The 16,496-nt window shown below is 59.5% G+C and carries 15 protein-coding genes; 2 read left to right on the top strand and 13 right to left on the bottom strand.

The window, feature by feature from the left end:
* Nucleotides 1–123: 123 nt before the first annotated feature.
* The 7 genes from BUB60_RS08390 to BUB60_RS08360 all read right to left on the bottom strand — a co-directional run bounded on the left by BUB60_RS08390 (nt 124) and on the right by BUB60_RS08360 (nt 7,630).
* On the bottom strand, nt 124–1,014 hold the full coding sequence (locus BUB60_RS08390) for a glycerophosphodiester phosphodiesterase (protein ID WP_073077705.1): 891 nt from the start codon (nt 1,012–1,014) through the stop codon (nt 124–126).
* Between the two features lie 30 nt (nt 1,015–1,044).
* Nucleotides 1,045–1,902, bottom strand: a complete 858-nt coding sequence (locus BUB60_RS08385; RefSeq protein ID WP_073077703.1) for an ABC transporter permease — start codon at nt 1,900–1,902, stop codon at nt 1,045–1,047.
* Between the two features lie 11 nt (nt 1,903–1,913).
* Nucleotides 1,914–2,834, bottom strand: coding sequence for an ABC transporter permease (locus BUB60_RS08380; protein ID WP_073077701.1), 921 nt, complete (start codon nt 2,832–2,834; stop codon nt 1,914–1,916).
* A complete protein-coding gene (locus BUB60_RS08375) occupies nt 2,831–3,811 on the bottom strand; it encodes an ABC transporter ATP-binding protein (protein WP_073077699.1) in 981 nt (326 codons plus the stop codon). Before BUB60_RS08375 ends, BUB60_RS08380 begins: the two co-directional genes overlap by 4 nt.
* The gene (locus BUB60_RS08370; protein ID WP_073077696.1) at nt 3,808–4,791 is read right to left on the bottom strand and encodes an ABC transporter ATP-binding protein; all 984 of its coding nucleotides are present in this window, start codon (nt 4,789–4,791) and stop codon (nt 3,808–3,810) included. The genes BUB60_RS08375 and BUB60_RS08370 overlap by 4 nt, the downstream gene beginning before the upstream one ends.
* 63 nt (nt 4,792–4,854) lie before the next feature.
* The gene (locus BUB60_RS08365) at nt 4,855–6,462 is read right to left on the bottom strand and encodes an ABC transporter substrate-binding protein (RefSeq protein ID WP_073077694.1); all 1,608 of its coding nucleotides are present in this window, start codon (nt 6,460–6,462) and stop codon (nt 4,855–4,857) included.
* 367 nt (nt 6,463–6,829) lie between these two features.
* Nucleotides 6,830–7,630 carry a Cof-type HAD-IIB family hydrolase gene (locus BUB60_RS08360; protein WP_073077692.1) on the bottom strand — a complete coding sequence of 267 codons (801 nt, stop codon included), beginning with the start codon at nt 7,628–7,630 and terminating at the stop codon, nt 6,830–6,832.
* A 329-nt stretch (nt 7,631–7,959) separates the two neighbouring features.
* On the opposite strand from BUB60_RS08360, the gene BUB60_RS08355 reads away from it, so the two are divergent.
* Together BUB60_RS08355 and BUB60_RS08350 are read left to right on the top strand one after the other, a co-directional pair.
* Nucleotides 7,960–8,541, top strand: a complete 582-nt coding sequence (locus BUB60_RS08355; RefSeq protein WP_073077690.1) for a glycerol-3-phosphate responsive antiterminator — start codon at nt 7,960–7,962, stop codon at nt 8,539–8,541.
* 266 nt (nt 8,542–8,807) lie between these two features.
* Nucleotides 8,808–9,698, top strand: a complete 891-nt coding sequence (locus BUB60_RS08350; RefSeq protein WP_073077688.1) for a hypothetical protein — start codon at nt 8,808–8,810, stop codon at nt 9,696–9,698.
* A gap of 75 nt (nt 9,699–9,773) precedes the next feature.
* Here the strand turns inward: BUB60_RS08350 and BUB60_RS08345 are convergent, their stop codons facing one another.
* The 6 genes from BUB60_RS08345 to BUB60_RS08320 form a co-directional block, all read right to left on the bottom strand.
* On the bottom strand, nt 9,774–11,123 hold the full coding sequence (locus tag BUB60_RS08345) for an amidohydrolase (protein WP_073077686.1): 1,350 nt from the start codon (nt 11,121–11,123) through the stop codon (nt 9,774–9,776).
* Entirely contained in the window at nt 11,123–11,929 is an 807-nt protein-coding gene (locus tag BUB60_RS08340; protein WP_073077684.1) for an ABC transporter permease, read from the bottom strand. The genes BUB60_RS08345 and BUB60_RS08340 overlap by 1 nt, the downstream gene beginning before the upstream one ends.
* Nucleotides 11,922–12,782, bottom strand: coding sequence for an ABC transporter permease (locus BUB60_RS08335; RefSeq protein WP_073077682.1), 861 nt, complete (start codon nt 12,780–12,782; stop codon nt 11,922–11,924). The genes BUB60_RS08340 and BUB60_RS08335 overlap by 8 nt, the downstream gene beginning before the upstream one ends.
* Nucleotides 12,779–13,882: an ABC transporter ATP-binding protein gene (locus tag BUB60_RS08330; protein WP_073077680.1), complete on the bottom strand. Its 1,104-nt coding sequence runs from the start codon at nt 13,880–13,882 to the stop codon at nt 12,779–12,781. The genes BUB60_RS08335 and BUB60_RS08330 overlap by 4 nt, the downstream gene beginning before the upstream one ends.
* A 96-nt stretch (nt 13,883–13,978) precedes the next feature.
* A complete protein-coding gene (locus BUB60_RS08325; RefSeq protein WP_073077678.1) occupies nt 13,979–15,112 on the bottom strand; it encodes an ABC transporter substrate-binding protein in 1,134 nt (377 codons plus the stop codon).
* A 162-nt stretch (nt 15,113–15,274) separates the two neighbouring features.
* Complete coding sequence (locus tag BUB60_RS08320; protein WP_073077676.1) at nt 15,275–16,303, bottom strand: LacI family DNA-binding transcriptional regulator; 1,029 nt, start codon at nt 16,301–16,303, stop codon at nt 15,275–15,277.
* Nucleotides 16,304–16,496 lie beyond the last annotated feature (193 nt).

The following is a 16,496-nucleotide window of genomic DNA, read 5'->3' as shown; positions in this document are numbered from 1 at the left end:
TTATTTGCCGCTCCGGCGGCAAACTCTGCGAGGCTTTGTCCTTTGTTTGCAGGTTTTTGACAAGCTGATGGGACACTGCCGGAATTGTTTCCGGCAGTGCCCCGTTTTGTTGCGGGCAGGCCTTTAAACGGCGGCCGCTTTGACGGTCCCGATGTCGTTTGTCAGGAGCACGTCGATGCCCTCGCCTAAAAAGCGCCGCGCTTCCTCAGCGTCGTCTGACCAGAACAGGTTGCAGACAAGGCCGCTGTCGTGCGCCTCGGCGATCATCTCCCGCGTCAGGCACGTTTTGCAGAACTGGACGCGGCTGCAGCCATACCTCAGGGCGTTTTCCACGATGGTGTAGTTCATGTGGCCTTCGAGACAGCATCTGCCGATATCGGGGGCCAGCCGCGCCGCCGTGATCAGAACGTCCTTTTCGCCGGTGAAATAAACGCTGTTCTGGCAGCCGTATTTGTAAACAAGACCCGCGATCCTCTGAAAGATTTCGGGGTCGTATGCCGGCAGGCCCGTGTCGTCCTCCCAGGCCTTTTCCTCCGGGATGATATGCCTTGGCATATTGTCTGTCAGTGTGATTGTTCCGCCGGTGGGATAGATGCGCGCGAGCGCTTTTCCCCGCTCCAGCATGGCCTCGGAGAGGGCTTTTTTCCCACCCAGGGATTTGATATGGATGTTCATAACAACCCGGCCGGCGAAACGGTCGAGCACCTCTTCAAAGAGCGGGATGCGTGTCCCTTTCCAGACGGGGGAGAACGGGAGGCCTGCGTCCAGCCGCGCGATCTGCCTGTATCTCAGCGTCGCGATGGCGCCTTTCCCATCCGTCGTTCTGTCGACGGCCGGATCGTGGCAGACGACGATTTCTCCGTCGGCGGTGGGCCACAGGTCCAGCTCTATTTCCCCCGCCCCGGACATGACCGCGGCGGCAAAGGCGGGCAGCGTGTTTTCGGGCGCGGCCGCGTTGAAGCCCCGGTGCGCGCACAGGCGGGGATGGCCGCCGGCCGGTGGTGGCGTTTTCATAATAACTTCCTTTCTTTACTGGCGGGCAATCTAGCGCTTGCTTTTCAGCTGCGGGTCCAGCCTGTCCCTGAGCCAGTCGCCCACGAGGGAGATCTGCATGAGCAGCACGACGATCACAAGGCTTGGGATAATGGCCAGCCACCAGTTTTGCAGCATATAATCGCGTCCTTCGCTGACCATCACGCCCAGGGAGGTTTCCGGCGGCTGGATACCGAGCCCCAGATACGACAGCGTGCTCTCCAGGAGGATAAAGGCGCCCAGGCTCACGGTCGTCTGGACGATCAGCGGCGAGGCAATGTTTGAAAGGATATGCTCAAAGAAGATGCGCGGTTTGGACGCCCCCAGCGCCCGGCTGCATTCAATGAAGCTGATGTTCCGAATCTGCATGACCTGCCCGCGCACGAGCCGGGCAAAGCCCGGCCAGCCGGTGACGCCGATGACGATGATCGTCGTCAAGGCATTGGCGCCCATCATGGTGGCGCAGACGATGCCGATAAACGTCGTGGGGACGGACAGCTCCGCATCCGTCACGAACATGAGCGAGAGGTCCACCGCGCCCCGGCCAAGCCCGCTGACCACCCCGACCACAAGGCCCAGGAGCACCGCCAGGAGCATTCCCGAGACGGAGATAATAAGGGAGGTGCGCGTGGCGTATAAAAGACGCGTGGCCACATCGCGCCCGAGGCTGTCCGTCCCGAATAAGTACGGCGACTGGGGATCGACGAACTTCGGCGGCTTCAGGCGCAGCATTAGGTCGGTGTCCTTTAAGTCAACGGGGAAGAGCACCGGCGCCAACAGCGAAACGATGGCGATGAGCAGGAACGTCGCCATCAAAAAGAGGATCAGCGGCGGAATGCCGCGGCGGATTTTAATTTTGTTCTGTTTCATAATGTCTGCCCTCAGTCTCTGCCGCGAATACGCGGGTCCAAAGCGGAGTACGACAGGTCCACCAGGAGGTTGATCGCCGTCACGGAGATGCAGATGATCATTACCCCGAACTGTACGACGGGGAAGTCCCTCTGCTTGGCGCTGTTGACGATCAGCGTGCCGATACCGGGCCAGGCGAAAACGGTTTCCACCACGACGGAGCCGCCGATGATGTACCCCAGCTGCGCGCCCAGGATGGTCACGACGGAGATGAGCGCGTTGCGCAGGGCATGCTTGAAAATAACGCGGCTTTCTTTCGCCCCCTTCGCGCGGGCGCATTCCAGAAAATCCTGCCCGATCACGTCCAGAAGCGCGCTGCGCGTGAGTCGCGCGACGTTTGCCGCCGGCGCCACGGACATCGCGATCACCGGCAGCACGAAATGGGCCGGGGTGCCGACGCTGCCGCTGGGGAGGAGCTTCAGATGCAGCGAGAAAATGAAAATGAGCAGAATACCCAGCACGAAGTTCGGCACGGTATATCCGGCGACGCTGAAGCCCATGGTCAGCCGGTCCAGCACCGAATTGTGCCGGAGCGCCGCGAAAACGCCCAGCGGGACGCCGAAGAGGATCGTCACCCCAAACACGACCGCGCCCAGGGTGAGCGTCGCCGTCATACGCTCGGCAAAGAGGTCTGAAACAGGCCGGGCGTAATAAAAGCTCGTGCCGGCGTCGCCCGTCAGCATGCCGGCAATCGCCCTGAAATACTGCTGCGCCAGGGGCAGATCAAGCCCCAGGTTGTGGCGCAGCTGCTCGCGGGCCCGCATATCGCCGCCGGACTGGAGCATCCAGTCGACAGGGTCGCCGGTCACGCGCGAGAGAATAAAGACGACGGTCCAGACGAACAGCACCGTCAAAAGCGCCTTGATAACCCGGACCGCCACGTATCGCTTCATATCCGCTCACATCCTTTCGCAAAATGGCAGGCGGCGTAATGCCCTGCGGAAAGCTCCCGGAGCTCCGGCCGCTTTTTCCCGCAGATATCCGCCGCTCCGGGGCAGCGCGTCTGGAACGGGCAGCCGGGCGGCACGTGGATGGGGCTGGGGAGGTCGCCCTCTAAAATAATGCGGGTTGTTTTTTTCCCCGTATGCGCCGTCGGTATCGCGCTGATAAGCGCCAGCGTATATGGGTGCGCGGCCCCGGCAAAAAGAGTCTTTTTGTCCGCCAACTCCATCACCTGGCCGAGGTACATCACCATGACCCGGTCGCTGATGTGCTTGATAACGCTGATGTCGTGGGATATGAAAAGATAGGTCAGGCCGCGGCTTTTTTTCAGGTGTGAAAGGAGGTTGAGCACCTGCGCCTGTATGGAGACATCCAGCGCGGACACAGGCTCGTCGCAGATGAGCATTTCGGGATTTAATACAAGGGCCCTGGCGATGCCGATGCGCTGCCGCTGCCCGCCGCTGAACTCGTGGGGGTATTTGCCCAGCGCGTCCGGCCCGAGCCCGACCTGCTCGAGCACCGGCACAATGCTTCCCGTTTTTTCCGCGCCGCTGAGCCTTTCGTGGATTCTGAGCGGCTCCTCCACGATGCGCCGGATGCTCATGCGCGGGTCGAGAGAGGCGTAGGGGTCCTGAAAGACCATCTGAATCCTGCGGCGCAGCGCCAGGGGCATTTTCTGAGTGACGGGGCTGCCGTCATAGATCACATCGCCGCCGCTGGGGTCGCTCAGGCCCATGATGAGCCGCGCCAGCGTGCTCTTGCCGCAGCCGGACTCGCCGATGATACCCAGCGTTTCGCCTCTGGCCACGGCAAAGCTGACGCCGTCCACCGCCTTTAAAACAGCCGCCTGCCGGCGCGGGAGCGCGCCCTTTTTTATGGGGAAATACTTTTTGACGTCTCTGACCTCCAAAAGCGCAGCATCGCTCATCCCGCCGCCTCCTCTCCGCCGTACAGCCAGCAGCGGACGGCGCGGCCGCCGCCCAGGGCAAAGAGCGGCGGCTCCTGTCCGCGGCATTTGCCGAAGGCCTTGCCGCAGCGGCCCGAAAACCGGCAGGCCGTCACCGGCGCTTCCAGCCGCGGGGCCTGCCCGGGAATCGAGTACAGCGTGTCCTTATCCTCGTCCAGATCGGGAATGCAGGCCAAAAGCCCCTTTGTATACTCATGCAGCGGCTTGTCGAAAATTTCAGCGCAGCGCCCTTCCTCCATGACCACGCCGCCGTACATCACCATCATCCTGTCGCAGACCTCGGCGACGACGCCCATGTTATGGGTGATAAGCAGCATGCTCATCCCGGCCTCGCCGCGCAGGCGCGTGAACAGGTCCAGAATCTGCGCCTGAATGGTGACGTCGAGGGCCGTTGTGGGCTCGTCGGCAATGATGATCTCCGGCCGGCACGCCAGCGCGATGGCGATCATGACGCGCTGCTGCATACCGCCGGAGAGCTGGTGCGGGAAATCGCCCATCCGCAGCTCCGGGGAGGGGATGTTCACCTGCCGCAGCAGCTCCACGGCCTTCTCCCGCGCCAGGGTGCGGGGCATTTTCTGATGGAGCAGGAGGGCTTCCGCCAGCTGGTTGCCGATGGAAAACACCGGATTGAGGGAGGTCTGCGGATTCTGGAATACCATGGCGATATGCCTGCCTCGGATATCGCTCATTTTCCTGTCCGGCACCTTCAAAAGGTCCCGGCCGTGAAAGAGGATCTCCCCGCCCTCGATGCGCGTGTACGCCTTGTTGAATATCCTGGTGACGGACCGGGCAACGGTGCTTTTCCCGCTGCCCGATTCCCCCACCAAGCCGAGCACCTCGCCCTTACGGAGGCTGAAGCTGACGCCGTCCACCGCCGGGACGACGTGCTTTGCTGAATAGTAATACGTCTTTAAGCCGCGCACCCTTAATAGTTCATCCATAAATTTCTCCTTATGCGGGTATGCGGGCGTCAGCCCGCATACCCGCATTTTATACGTGCCGTCTTAGCCGACGAATTTGATGTCGCCCGCCCGGAAGGGCGTGATCTGGTTCTGGGCGTAATGCATGTCCCACTCGATGCCGTCCCGGACGCCGTAATAGTCCTCGGCCTGATAAAGATAGGTGCCGGGGCAATAGGTGTCGAACATCGTGAGCAGGTCGCGGGACAGCTTCTTCCGCTCGGCGGGGTCGGTTGTTTCGGTCAGCTTTCTGCCGGTCTCCTTGAAGTCCTCCGGCATATCCAGCCACATGTAGTTGGCCGGCGCGGAGCCGGGGCCGAACAGCAGCCACAGCGCGCCAAGCGGGTCGTCAAAGCGGGACGCGCTGGACCAGGCCCGGACGTGCTTCGTCTCCTCCCAGGGCATCGAATCCTTGTAGACGACCTTCGCGTTGACGCCGATGTCCTTCCACATGTCGACGATGGCTTCTCCGGCCTGATCGCCGTTGGTGTAGTAGCCCTGGCGCATTTCGAGCTCGATCACGGTGCCGTCGTAGCCGGACTCCTTAACGAGCTGCCGGGCGCGTTCCACATCGTACTGGATGCCGGGGTAATCGCTGATATATGTATCGCCGTAAGACTTGAACTGATGGCCCTGGGGGACCTCGGCGTACTCGCCCCAGAGCGTGTCCACCAGAAGCTGCCTGTTGATGCCGATGGTCAGGGCCTGCCTGAACTTTTCGCTCTTCATCGGGCCGTTGGCCGTGTTGAACACATAGATGTGGATGTTCTGAATGGGCGTGCCGGATACGTGGAGGCCGTCGCGGCTCTCGATATTCTGGACCATATCGGCCTTGACGTCATTGATGATATCGACCTCGCCGTTGATGAGGGCCGTGACTCTGGCCGACGCCTCGGGATACAGGATGAAGTCGATCTGCCGGGCGGGCGGCTTTTCGCCCCAGAAGCCGTCATAGCGGGTCAGCACGATTTTTTCCGGAGAATAGGAGGTCATCTGGTAAGGGCCCGTCCCGATGGGCTGCGTCTTGAAGACCTCGTCGCCGACCTTTTCGGTATAATCCTTCGGGACGATGCTGGCGCCCCAGATGGAGCCGAGCCTGTCGAGGAACGCCGCGTCCACCGTTTTCGTTTTGAACTGCACGGTCAAATCGTCGAGCTTTGTGACGGATTCGAGCGTTTCATACAGCTGGCTGATCGTGCCGTCGCCGTATCCGCTGAGGACGCGGTCGAAGGAAAATTTCACGTCGTCGGCCGTGCAGGGCTCGCCGTTTTGAAAGGTGATGCCCGAACGGAGCTTGACGTTGAGCGTCTTATCGTCCACCCAGTCGAAGCTTTCCGCCAGCTGCCCCACGATATTGCCGTCTTTGTCCGTGGTGAGGAGCGTGTCGAAGATGTTGTAGAAAATTTTGATGCTGGCGATGCCGATGCCGTAAAGGGGGTCAAAGTTGTTCAGCATCGCGGCCAGGCCGACCTTGAGCGTATCGACCGATTGGGGCGCCGCGGAGACCGCGCCGGCGGAGGACTGTGCGGACGTGGGCTGCCCCGCGCTTTCGGAGGGCTGGGTCCCGGACGTATTCCGGGCGCAGCCGGCAAAAAGCGACAGCGTGAGCGTTATCGCCAGCAGCAATGCCGCGGCCTTTCTCGTTATTCTCATGTTTTTGTCTCCTTTTCATTTTATTGTTCCGTTGGACTTGTTGTTTTGAATACCGGTTTAAAGCGCATTGCGGATCAGCCTGCCAATCACCCCGTCTTTCCTCCGAATGCTCGGAATCCAAAGCAGCCGAGATGTTTCAGGCGCCGAAAAACAAAGGCAAACAGAACACCTCGCGCAACGAAACAGATAAAGCTGTCCAGCAGCTTTAACCCGTATTGCCATAAGGTTTTCTCTTTGCCTCTACCTTAATGCTGTTTTAAGAATCTCTTATAATGAATGTCGCTATAGTCCCGACAAAAAAATTATATCTGTCTTCTCCGGCCGAATCAACGAAGCCGGGGTAAAATAAAGGTAAAATCTAGTCGCATCAAAGCGCGGCGCAGAACTGGTCCAGCGCTTCCATAACGCCCGCGCCCGTCGGCTGGCGGCACAGGAAGTCGGCATACGGCCGCAGGTCCGCCGCGCAGTCGGATACCGCCGCGCCGACGCCCGCGGCGGAGATCATCTCCTTGTCGTTCATATGGTTGCCGATGGCCAGTATTTCCTCCGGAGAAACGCCCAGCCGCTCCGCCAGCTTCAGCATCGTCCGGCCCTTGTTTTCTCCTTGTTTCACGATTTCAAAAAAATCCGATTCGCTCTGTACGCAGCTGTATTCCCCCGAAAAATCCGTCTCATGCTTCCGCCACAGCGCCGCGCTTTTATCAAAGGGGCCGACCAGCACCGCTTTCAATATGCCCCGCCCGCCGAAAAAGGCGTCGCCCGGGTCCACCGGCTCCACCGGCGTTTTTTCCTTCTCGCGAAACCGCTCGAGGCCCGCGCCGCTGCCGAATCCGCGCACCGTGTCGTGCTCGAACAGCAGGACGGAAAGCCCCGCGCTCTGCGCATCCAGGAACAAACCTTTCATGCTGCCCACCGGCATGTCCGAGCGGTAATAGATTTCTTTTTCATCGGCCAGTATGGCGCCGTTGCACAAAATCACCGGCAGACGGATGGCGAGCCTTTGGACAATATCCTTCGCGGCGCGCCAGTTCCTTCCCGTGGCAATGGTAAAAAGTCCGCCGGCTTCGGTGAAGCCTTGAATCCGCCGGACCAGCCCGCCGTCCAGCTCGTGGCTGTCGTCCAGAAGCGTGCCGTCCAGATCGCTGACAACCATTCGTATGTTGCTCATTCTATTTTCCCCCGTATGCGCTGGCCGCATGTTTTGCCGAGAAAACAAAAAAACAGCCCGCCGTATACTTGCCGGGAAAAGACGCGCGTCTTTCCCCGAAAGTATATGCAGGCTATCTCTCGTACTCCACCCAACATACCGTACGCTATTCTTCTTTGAACCGCCGGAGTTCCTCGCGGCGTCTTGTTTTACAGAATAAACAGAACATGCGTGAAAATCAATAAAGCGCGGGTGAAGTCTTTGTTAAAAGTACGCAAACTCTGTTGCGCCCAGGCGCCTGGAATGTATAATGAACATCAGAACGCGCGGAAAGGGAGGCGGTTGACGTTATTACCGAGCTGTTTAAAAAGAACCCCATTATCGCGGCCTGCGAGACGAAGGCGCTGAGCGCCGCCGTGGCGTCGGACGTGGGCTCCGTTATTTATATGAAGGCCGAAATCAACACCGTTGTTTCAAATACCTTCAAATCTCTCTGCCGGATGAAGCCTGTCTTCCTTCACGCCGACCTGCTCAAAGGGCTTTCCGGCGACAAGGAGGCCCTCCGGTTTATCAAAAAGCACATCGAGCCCTACGGCATCGTCTCAACGAAGAGCAATATCATCAAGGCCGCGAAAAGAGAAGGCCTCGCCACCATCCAGCGCGTGTTTTTGATCGACACCCAATCGTTTCACAATTCCCTCGACGCCATCACCGAAAACGAGCCGGACGGCATCGAGATCATGCCGGCCATCGCGCCCTCCATCGTCAAAAAATACAAGGAGCACTTCTCCATACCGATCATCCTCGGCGGCCTCATCAGCGACAGCAGCCAGATAGAGGCGGCCTTTGACCAGGGCGCCGACGCCGTTTCATTCTCAAAAAGCGACCTGTGGAGCTATAAGCCCGGTGCGGGAAGTAAAAACCCGGTCTGAATTGCCCTGATGCGTCCTTGCTATTCGATCCCCTGATTTTCAGAGAAAGCAGAAAGCCGGTTACGATATGTGATCGGCTTTCTTTTACATCATACCGTCAGGATGAGGAACCAAATTTTTAACAATTTGTTAAATTAAGATATTTGAGAGAAATTCAGGCGTTAATTCAGTTCCTTTTAAGAAAAGGACCCTATAATCAGGTCGTACGATACGGAAAAGCCGTATGTAAAAATTTTAATGATGACGAAAGAAAGGTGATCAGCACAATGAAGAAAACAAGAATGATCGCTATAGCCGGCGTTATGGCGGCAACAACGCTCCTTGGCGCCACAACCGCGTTCGCTGCCACAGGTGCGCCGGATACGGCGGCCGGGTCGGGGTTCTCAGATACCATAAAGACGGCTGTCGACGCTCTCGTTACGGTCGGTACCATTACCGCCGACCAGGAGACCGCGGTCCTAGCCGCCCTCAGGCCCTCGGACACGGCGCCGAATGGCAGGCCGTTCAGCGGCGCTCGGCATGACGGAAAGACAACGGCGCTCGACGCTCTTGTGGCTGCCGGCACCATCACCGCCGATCAGCAGACGGTGATCTCCGACGCGCTGAAGAGCGTGAAGGCGCACGACGCCGACAGCGTGAAGACAGCGCTTGACGCCCTTGTCACGGCGGGTACCATCACCGCCGACCAGGAGGCGGCAGTGATCAGCGAACTCACGCCTTCCGGCGCAGCTCCCGACGGCGCGCCTTCCGGCAATACGCGGAACAATCCGGCGACAACGGCGCTCGACGCTCTTGTGACCACCGGCACCATCACCGCCGATCAGCAGACGGCGATCTCCGACGCGCTGAAGAGCGTGAAGGCTCACGACATCGACAGCGTGAAGACAGCGCTTGACGCCCTTGTCACGGCGGGTACCATCACCGCCGACCAGGAGGCGGCAGTGATCAGCGCGCTCACGCCTTCCGGCGCAGCTCCCGACGGCGCGCCTTCCGGCAATACGGGGAACGATCCGACGACAACGGCGCTCGACGCTCTTGTCGCTGCCGGAACCATCACTGCCGACCAGGAGACGGCAATCCTTGACGCGGTCCAAGCGGCGCTGCCCGCGGCACATCGGCAGGGCCCGGCCGCCGGTAAGTCAGGCAGCAACGGTTAATACGGATTATCCGACATTCATCAAAAAATTTCAAACAAAATCCGCAGGACTCCGAGAGGAGTCCTGCGGATTTTTTCATGTTTGGGCATAAAACTCTTTCCGGACGGCATCCAGCTCCTGCGGAAAGCTGAGGAGCTGCAGGGCGGCGCAGGTGAGGGCGCGCGCGGCATAGAGCATCCCTTTGATCCCCAGGGGACTCCCGGCGCAGGAGGTCATTTGCCAGGTGTGCGCCGGGGTGCCGGGCGGGCAGCAGCAGACAAACAGCTGCGCGCAGGGAATATGAAGGCTGACGTTGGAGTAATCGCTGGACCCCGCCATGCGCACAGGCACTGCCCGCAGGGGGGCGATCTCCTCGTGCAGCGTGAGGCCGGACAGCTCCGGCAGGGCGTAGCTTCGCAGGACCTTTGCGCCGGCTTGGGGGTCCAGCGTTCCGGCAATGTCTGCGGCAAAACGCCTGTCCTCCGGCGTCCATTCGGGCAGCGGCATCTCGGTCATACAGCGGTAAAGCAGCCGGTTCAGCGCCGGCGAGAGCCTGGTGTGGCTGCACGTGGTTTCCAGACGCCACGCGGCCTCGGTTTCCGTCATCAGGGCCGCGCCCCGGGCGATTTTTTTCAGGCGCTCTGACACCTGCTCCGCCTGCTCCAGCAGGGGGGCTCGGATGTAGTACCAGCTCTCGGCGTAATCCGGGACCACGTTGGGCTGGAGCCCGCCGTGGGTGATGGTGTAGTGCAGCCGGCTGCCGTCGGGGATGTGCTCCCGCAGATAATTCGCCCCGATATTCATAAGTTCCACGGCGTCCAGAGCGCTGCGGCCCTGGTCTGGGGCTTCGGCGGCATGGGCGGAGAGGCCGCGAAAGCTGAACCGGAGAGATATGAGAGCGGAGTAGAGATAGTCGAACACGCAGTTAAAGCCCATGGGATGCCAGGAAAGGCAGACGTCGCAGTCGTCAAACAGGTGCGCCCTGTCCATGAGCACTTTCCCGGTGAGCGTTTCCTCGGCGGGGCATCCGTAAAAGCGCAGCGTACCGCTCCGGTCCGACTGCTCCAGCAGGAGCTTCGCTGCCGCCGCCGCGCCTGCAAGGCCCGTCCCCAGCAAGTTGTGCCCGCAGGCGTGGCCGGGCGCGTTTTCCGCCAGAGGCTTTTTTTCGGCGCCGGGGGCCTGGCTGCAGCCGGGCAGGGCGTCGTACTCCCCCAGAAAGCCGATCACCGGCCGGCCGCTGCCCCAGGTGGCCACAAAGGAGGTCGGCAGCTCTTTAGCGGCATGCTCCCGGATGGAAAAGCCCTTCCGGGCGAGAAAAGCGCTCAGCTTTTCGGCGGTGTGAAATTCCCGGCCAGAGAGCTCCGGGTTCGACCAGATGTCCTGCGCGAGCCGTTCCAGCTCCTCCGCCATATCATTGACCGTACGGATGATTTGTTCTTTCATCATTACATCGCCTTGGAAAGACCGATCGTGCGGTCTACAATGAACAGCACCACGATGGACAATATGACAAAGATGACCGACACCGCCGTCACCGCCGGGTCAAACGTCTGCTCGATATAGTTGAAAACACGGACGGAGACGGGCATCGTGGTGGGGGAGGACAGGAAAAGAGAGATGGACACTTCGCCAAAAGAGGTTACCGCGGCAAAAACGGCGCCCGCGATGATGCCGGGGCGGATCAGCGGCAGGGTTATCCGGCGGAAGGTCGTTATATTGTTCGCGCCCAGGCTCATGGAGGCGGACTCCAGAACGGGGTCCAGGCTTGCCATGCAGGCGTTGACGGAGCGCACTACATAGGGAAAGGCGATCAGCACCTGGCTGATGATCAGGGCGCCGTAGGTGCCCGTCCAGCCAACATTGGAGAAAAGGTACAGCAGCGCGATACCCAGCACGATCTGCGGGATCATCAGGGGCGAGAGCATGAAGCTCTGCAGCAGCTCGCTGCCCTTAAAGCGCAGCCTGTGCAGGCTGTAGGAGGCCAGCGTTCCCAGAATCGTTGTGATGGGCGTGACCAGAACCAGCAGTATGAGCGAATTTCGAATCGCTTTCAGCCAGGCCTTTTTTGTAAAGATCACAACAAACCATTTCAGGGAAAAGCCGGTGGGAGGGAACTCCGGGAAATTGGAGGGGGAAAAGGCCGAAAAGATAATGACGATGATGGGCAGGGCCATAAAAATATAAACCAGAATACCGGCCGCCTTGCCGAACAGTCTTGAATATTCCGGGCGGGCGCGTCTTTTTTTATCCATAGACCTTGACCTCCCAGCGCTTCAGCAGCGCTTCCACCGGCAGAATGAAAATGAAGACGATCACAAGCAGGACGATGGAGAGGGCCGAGGCCAACCGGATATCGGAGACCTGCATGGCCTGCTGATAGATCATCAGGGGCAGCAGCGGCTGCATGCCGCCGCCCACGAGCAGCGGGGTGATATAGCTGCCGGCGGTCAGGGCGAAGACGATGATGCCGCCGCTGGCCATGCCGGGGATCGTCAGCGGCAGCGTAATTTTGAAGAAGGAACGGATGCGGCCCGCGCCGAGGCTCATGGACACGCGCTGCAAAGACGGGCTGATTTCTCCCATGCATGTGGCGATCGGCATCACCGCAAAGGGCAGCATGACCTGCACGTAGGCCAGAATAACGGCGTTCATGTTCCACAGCATGGACAGCGGGTGCTGGATCAGGCCGAGCTTTTCCAGTATCTGATTGAGGATGCCGTTCTGCGACAGCAGAACGATCCACGCGAAGGTCCGCACGACCACGCTGGTCAGCAGCGGCGAAACCAGCAGCACGTACAGGAGGGAGCGGACCGATTTGCTGGGGGCGCAGGTCAGCAGGTACGCCGCCGGATAGGCCAGCACCAGCGCGATGGCGGTCGTCAGGAGCGCGACCCCGACCGTCACCAGGATATCCTTCAGATACTTCCACTGGGTCAGGATGCCGACATAGCGGGACAGGGTATAGCCGGGCTCCAGCTGCAAATAGGTGTTCTGGTTTTGAAAGCTGATGACCAGCAGCAGCACGATCGGCAAAATCAGAAACAGCAGGAGAAATATAAGCACGGGCGTGAGCAGCACCCAGTTGAAAGCGCGTTTAGATTTCATGCGCCCGCCTCCTGTTCCGCGATGGCCCGGAAGTCCCCGGGCTTCCACGCGATGTAAAAGCGGTCCCCGACCTTGGGCGGGACGGCGAAAAACGGGTCGGAGACGTCCAGAAACAGCCGGCCCTTTTTCCCGAAAGACGCGGTGATCTGCAGCGCGCTGCCCACATAGACGATGCTTTCCGCCGCGACGGCGACGGCGTCCGGCCGGGGCTCCAGAGAGATTTCAATGCGCTCAGGCCGGATCATGAAGAGCGCGTTTCCGACAGTCGAGAGAGGGCAGTTTTCCGGGGCGACCCGGATGGAAACGGGCTGCCCGTCAAAATCCGTCCAGTCGGAGGAAAGATATGTGTGCGTGGCCGGGTCGGCCAGCACGGCGTGCGTCATATTGACATTTCCGAGGAAGCCGGCCACGAAGCTGTTGGCGGGGGTCCGGTAGATTTCATAAGGGGTGCCGACCTGCTGCACCGTGCCGTTTTGCATGATGCCGATGCGGTCGGACATGCTCATGGCTTCCTCCTGGTCGTGCGTGACCATGATGGTCGTAATGCCTGTGCGCTGCTGAATGGCCCGCAGCTCCACCTGCATTTCCTTCCGCAGCTTCGCGTCCAGATTGCCCATGGGCTCATCCAGCATCAAAATGGAGGGGGAGTTGGCCAGCGCCCTGGCAATGGCCACGCGCTGCTGCTGGCCGCCGGAGAGCTGGTGGGGCATCCGGTCGCCGAGCCCGGACAGCTGCACCAGGTCCAGGCATTCCGCCACACGCCGCCGTATCTCATCCTTGCCGGCCTTTTTAATGCTCAGCCCATACGCGATGTTTTTAAAAACAGTCATGTGCGGGAACAGCGCATAGCTCTGAAAAACCATCCCGATATTGCGCTGATAGGACGGAAGGTGCAGAATCTCCCTGCCGTCCACCTCGACCGAGCCCTCCGTCGGATTCAAAAATCCGCCGATGATGTTCAGGAGCGTGGACTTCCCGCAGCCGCTGGGGCCGAGCAGCGAGAAAAACTCTCCGGACCGAATGGCGTAGCTGACGTCCTTCAGTACCGCGTCGTTTTCCTGATAACGGTGCGTTATATGCTTGATTTCAATACGGCTCATAATCTACCTCACTACGTCTCCCCGGCAAAATGCCTGAAAGACCCGCCCGCACAGAAGGGGCGGATCTTTCATTTTGTCTGCCGGCCTTGTTAAGAATCAGCCCAGCGCGTTCTGCCAGCGGGTGCTCCAATCGGAGAGATTGGGCGTAGCCACGGAGTAATCAATCCACTGGAGGGCGTTGTAATAAGACTCGCCCACATGGGCCTTTGCCAGGAATTTGTCGGAATAGGCGGTGTCCTTGCAGGCCATGCCGTAATAAGACAGTTCGGCATAGGCGCTCTGTACCTTGGCCGAGCACAGGTAATCGAGAAGCTTATAGGCGTTTGCCAGGTTGGGGGCGTTTTTGGGGATCGTCCAGCTGGCGATCGCCGCCACGGGGCCGTCCTCCGGATAGACAAAGCCGATATTCGGATCGGTTTCCTGCCAGGCAAAGGCGCGGCCGTCCCAGAAGGGCACCATCCAGACGTCGCCGCGCTGGATGAGCGTCTGCACGGCGCCGGCGCCGTCCGGATACGCGCTGACGTTGCTTTTGAGCGTGGACAGCTTGTTGAACGCGCCGTCAATGTTCTTGCCGTCCTCCGTCTGGCTCCAGAAGAACTGCAGACCGGCAGAGTAGGTCAGCGGCGAAATGGCCACGTGGCCGGCGTACTCGGAATTCCACAGATCCGCCCAGGACTTGGGAGGATTCTTCACCAGATCGGTCCTGTAGCAGATGCCCAGCTGGCCCATGGAGAAGCCCGCGGCATACAGCTTATCGTCCTTTGTGAAGCGCTGATTCACGGAATCGAATAAAAGGGAGAGGTTGGGCACATTGGATTCATCCAGATCCTGCAAAAGGTTTGCCTCGATCGCCTTCTGGATGGTGTCGGGCTGGAGAATGAGCAGGTCGTAGGGGACGTTCGTGCCGTTGGCAGCCTGGAGCTTCGTATACCATTCGGCGTCGGCGCCCGGGACGACCTCCACGTCGATGCCGGTCTCGGCGGCGAATTCGTCCAGCGCGGCCTTGTTGATGCTGGTTTCCCAGTCGCCGGAGTAGACGCCCACAACCAGGCTGTCCGTTTCCGGCAGGTCGCCGGCCGTGCCGGCGGAAGCCGTGGGACTTGCGCCCGCGCCGGCCGAAGCGGACGGACTGGCCGTGCCGGATGGGCCCGCCCCGCACGCCGCCAGCCCGACGAGAAACAGGGCCGCGATGGTCAGGACGAGCAGCTTTCTAACAATTGTCTTTTTCATTTGATTCCCTCCTGCTTTGATTTCATACAAAACATATATAATTAGTAAGAACTGTGTATAGCATAGTTCACGGCAGGAGATATGTCAAGAAAGAGCGGGGACGTAGTCTGAACGAAAAAAAACGCCATACGTTTACTAAACTGTGTATTTTAAATAGTTGCTTCAAAATGCGGCCGCTTCCGGCGCGGGAGAAGACTCCCGGACCAGCAGACGGCTTTCGCTCATCACATGGCTCACGCCGCTCACTTTATTCTGAATGATTCCCAAAAGCATCTGCACGCTCTGGGCGCTCATCTCCTCGTGGGGGATGTCCACCGTGGTCAGCGACGGCGTCATATAGCTGAGCGATTTGGGGTCGCCCATGCCCACGCAGACGACGCCCATATCCTCCGGAATCCGGATGCCGTGGCGGGTCAGGGAGAAGACCAGTCCTCTGGCGATGGCGTCGGAGTCGCAGAAAAGCGCCCGGGGGCGTCCGGACATTGCCGCCAGCCGTTCGCCCGCCTCAAATCCGCCGCTCTCGGAATTATCCGCCGTTATCCTGAATTTGGGCAGGAAATCAATGCCGTTGAGGGCGCACGTTTCGGTAAAGCCCTCGTTGCGCGTGCGGATGACGGGATAGCTGGGGATGGCGGAAACGATGCCGACCGTTTTGACCCCGCGCTCCGCCAGGTGCTCGGCGGCCTGCCGGCCCACGCCGTAATTGTCGATCTCGACGGTATTGCAGGTTTGCGACGGGCGGTTATAGAGGACAAAGGGAATGCCGATGCGGTTATTTTCAAGGTATTCCACGTCCTTGGCGTAGGGCGCGGCGATGATCGCCGCATGCATGGTGTGGTTATTCTGCAAGGGCAGCTTGTCGCTGAGCCGGTTTTTGATAAAAGGGGAGATGAGGGTGTTCAGCTCGATTTCATTTTCCGTCATCTGGCTGCGTATGCCGTTGAGCATGCGCAGAAGAAAATTTGAACTGTAATCCATCTCCACGTAAATACAAAGTGTGATGGCGTTGTCTGCCAGGCGCAGGTGCCTCGGCGCTTTTCTCAAAGAATAATGGAGCGCCGCCGCGGCGTCCATCACCGCCTTCTGCGTCACGGGCGGTATTCCGCGCTCCTGCGCGCGGTGGTTGAGCACAATGGATACGGTTGCCGGGGATACCTTTGCGAGTGTTGCCACGTCCCGAATATTTGCCATTTTGATAATCCTTTCCCGGTATGCCGCCGATCCGGACGGCATATTTTTGTTTACTAAATTTTATTAAATATCTACATAGGAGTCAACACACAGATATCGCCTTTTACATACAGGAACAAACTTGAAGGCGGGTCATTGACAGGGCTGTGAATCGATTTTATACTTTCTGCAAGCTGGCATATTGTCTGTTCCG

The organism is Sporobacter termitidis DSM 10068 (assembly GCF_900130065.1).
GTDB lineage: Bacteria > Bacillota > Clostridia > Oscillospirales > Oscillospiraceae > Sporobacter > Sporobacter termitidis.
This window is presented reverse-complemented; position numbering and strand designations above follow the sequence as displayed.

Bases quoted from the DNA above. Each gene is read 5' to 3' on its own strand.
- BUB60_RS08340 (WP_073077684.1), bottom strand. From the start codon at position 11,929: ATGGATAAAAAAAGACGCGCCCGCCCGGAATATTCAAGACTGTTCGGC.
- BUB60_RS08360 (WP_073077692.1), bottom strand. From the start codon at position 7,630: ATGAGCAACATACGAATGGTTGTCAGCGATCTGGACGGCACGCTTCTG.
- BUB60_RS08390 (WP_073077705.1), bottom strand. From the start codon at position 1,014: ATGAAAACGCCACCACCGGCCGGCGGCCATCCCCGCCTGTGCGCGCAC.
- BUB60_RS08320 (WP_073077676.1), bottom strand. From the start codon at position 16,303: ATGGCAAATATTCGGGACGTGGCAACACTCGCAAAGGTATCCCCGGCA.
- BUB60_RS08335 (WP_073077682.1), bottom strand. From the start codon at position 12,782: ATGAAATCTAAACGCGCTTTCAACTGGGTGCTGCTCACGCCCGTGCTT.
- BUB60_RS08365 (WP_073077694.1), bottom strand. From the start codon at position 6,462: ATGAGAATAACGAGAAAGGCCGCGGCATTGCTGCTGGCGATAACGCTC.
- BUB60_RS08345 (WP_073077686.1), bottom strand. From the start codon at position 11,123: ATGATGAAAGAACAAATCATCCGTACGGTCAATGATATGGCGGAGGAG.
- BUB60_RS08385 (WP_073077703.1), bottom strand. From the start codon at position 1,902: ATGAAACAGAACAAAATTAAAATCCGCCGCGGCATTCCGCCGCTGATC.
- BUB60_RS08370 (WP_073077696.1), bottom strand. From the start codon at position 4,791: ATGGATGAACTATTAAGGGTGCGCGGCTTAAAGACGTATTACTATTCA.
- BUB60_RS08350 (WP_073077688.1), top strand. From the start codon at position 8,808: ATGAAGAAAACAAGAATGATCGCTATAGCCGGCGTTATGGCGGCAACA.
- BUB60_RS08380 (WP_073077701.1), bottom strand. From the start codon at position 2,834: ATGAAGCGATACGTGGCGGTCCGGGTTATCAAGGCGCTTTTGACGGTG.
- BUB60_RS08375 (WP_073077699.1), bottom strand. From the start codon at position 3,811: ATGAGCGATGCTGCGCTTTTGGAGGTCAGAGACGTCAAAAAGTATTTC.
- BUB60_RS08330 (WP_073077680.1), bottom strand. From the start codon at position 13,882: ATGAGCCGTATTGAAATCAAGCATATAACGCACCGTTATCAGGAAAAC.
- BUB60_RS08325 (WP_073077678.1), bottom strand. From the start codon at position 15,112: ATGAAAAAGACAATTGTTAGAAAGCTGCTCGTCCTGACCATCGCGGCC.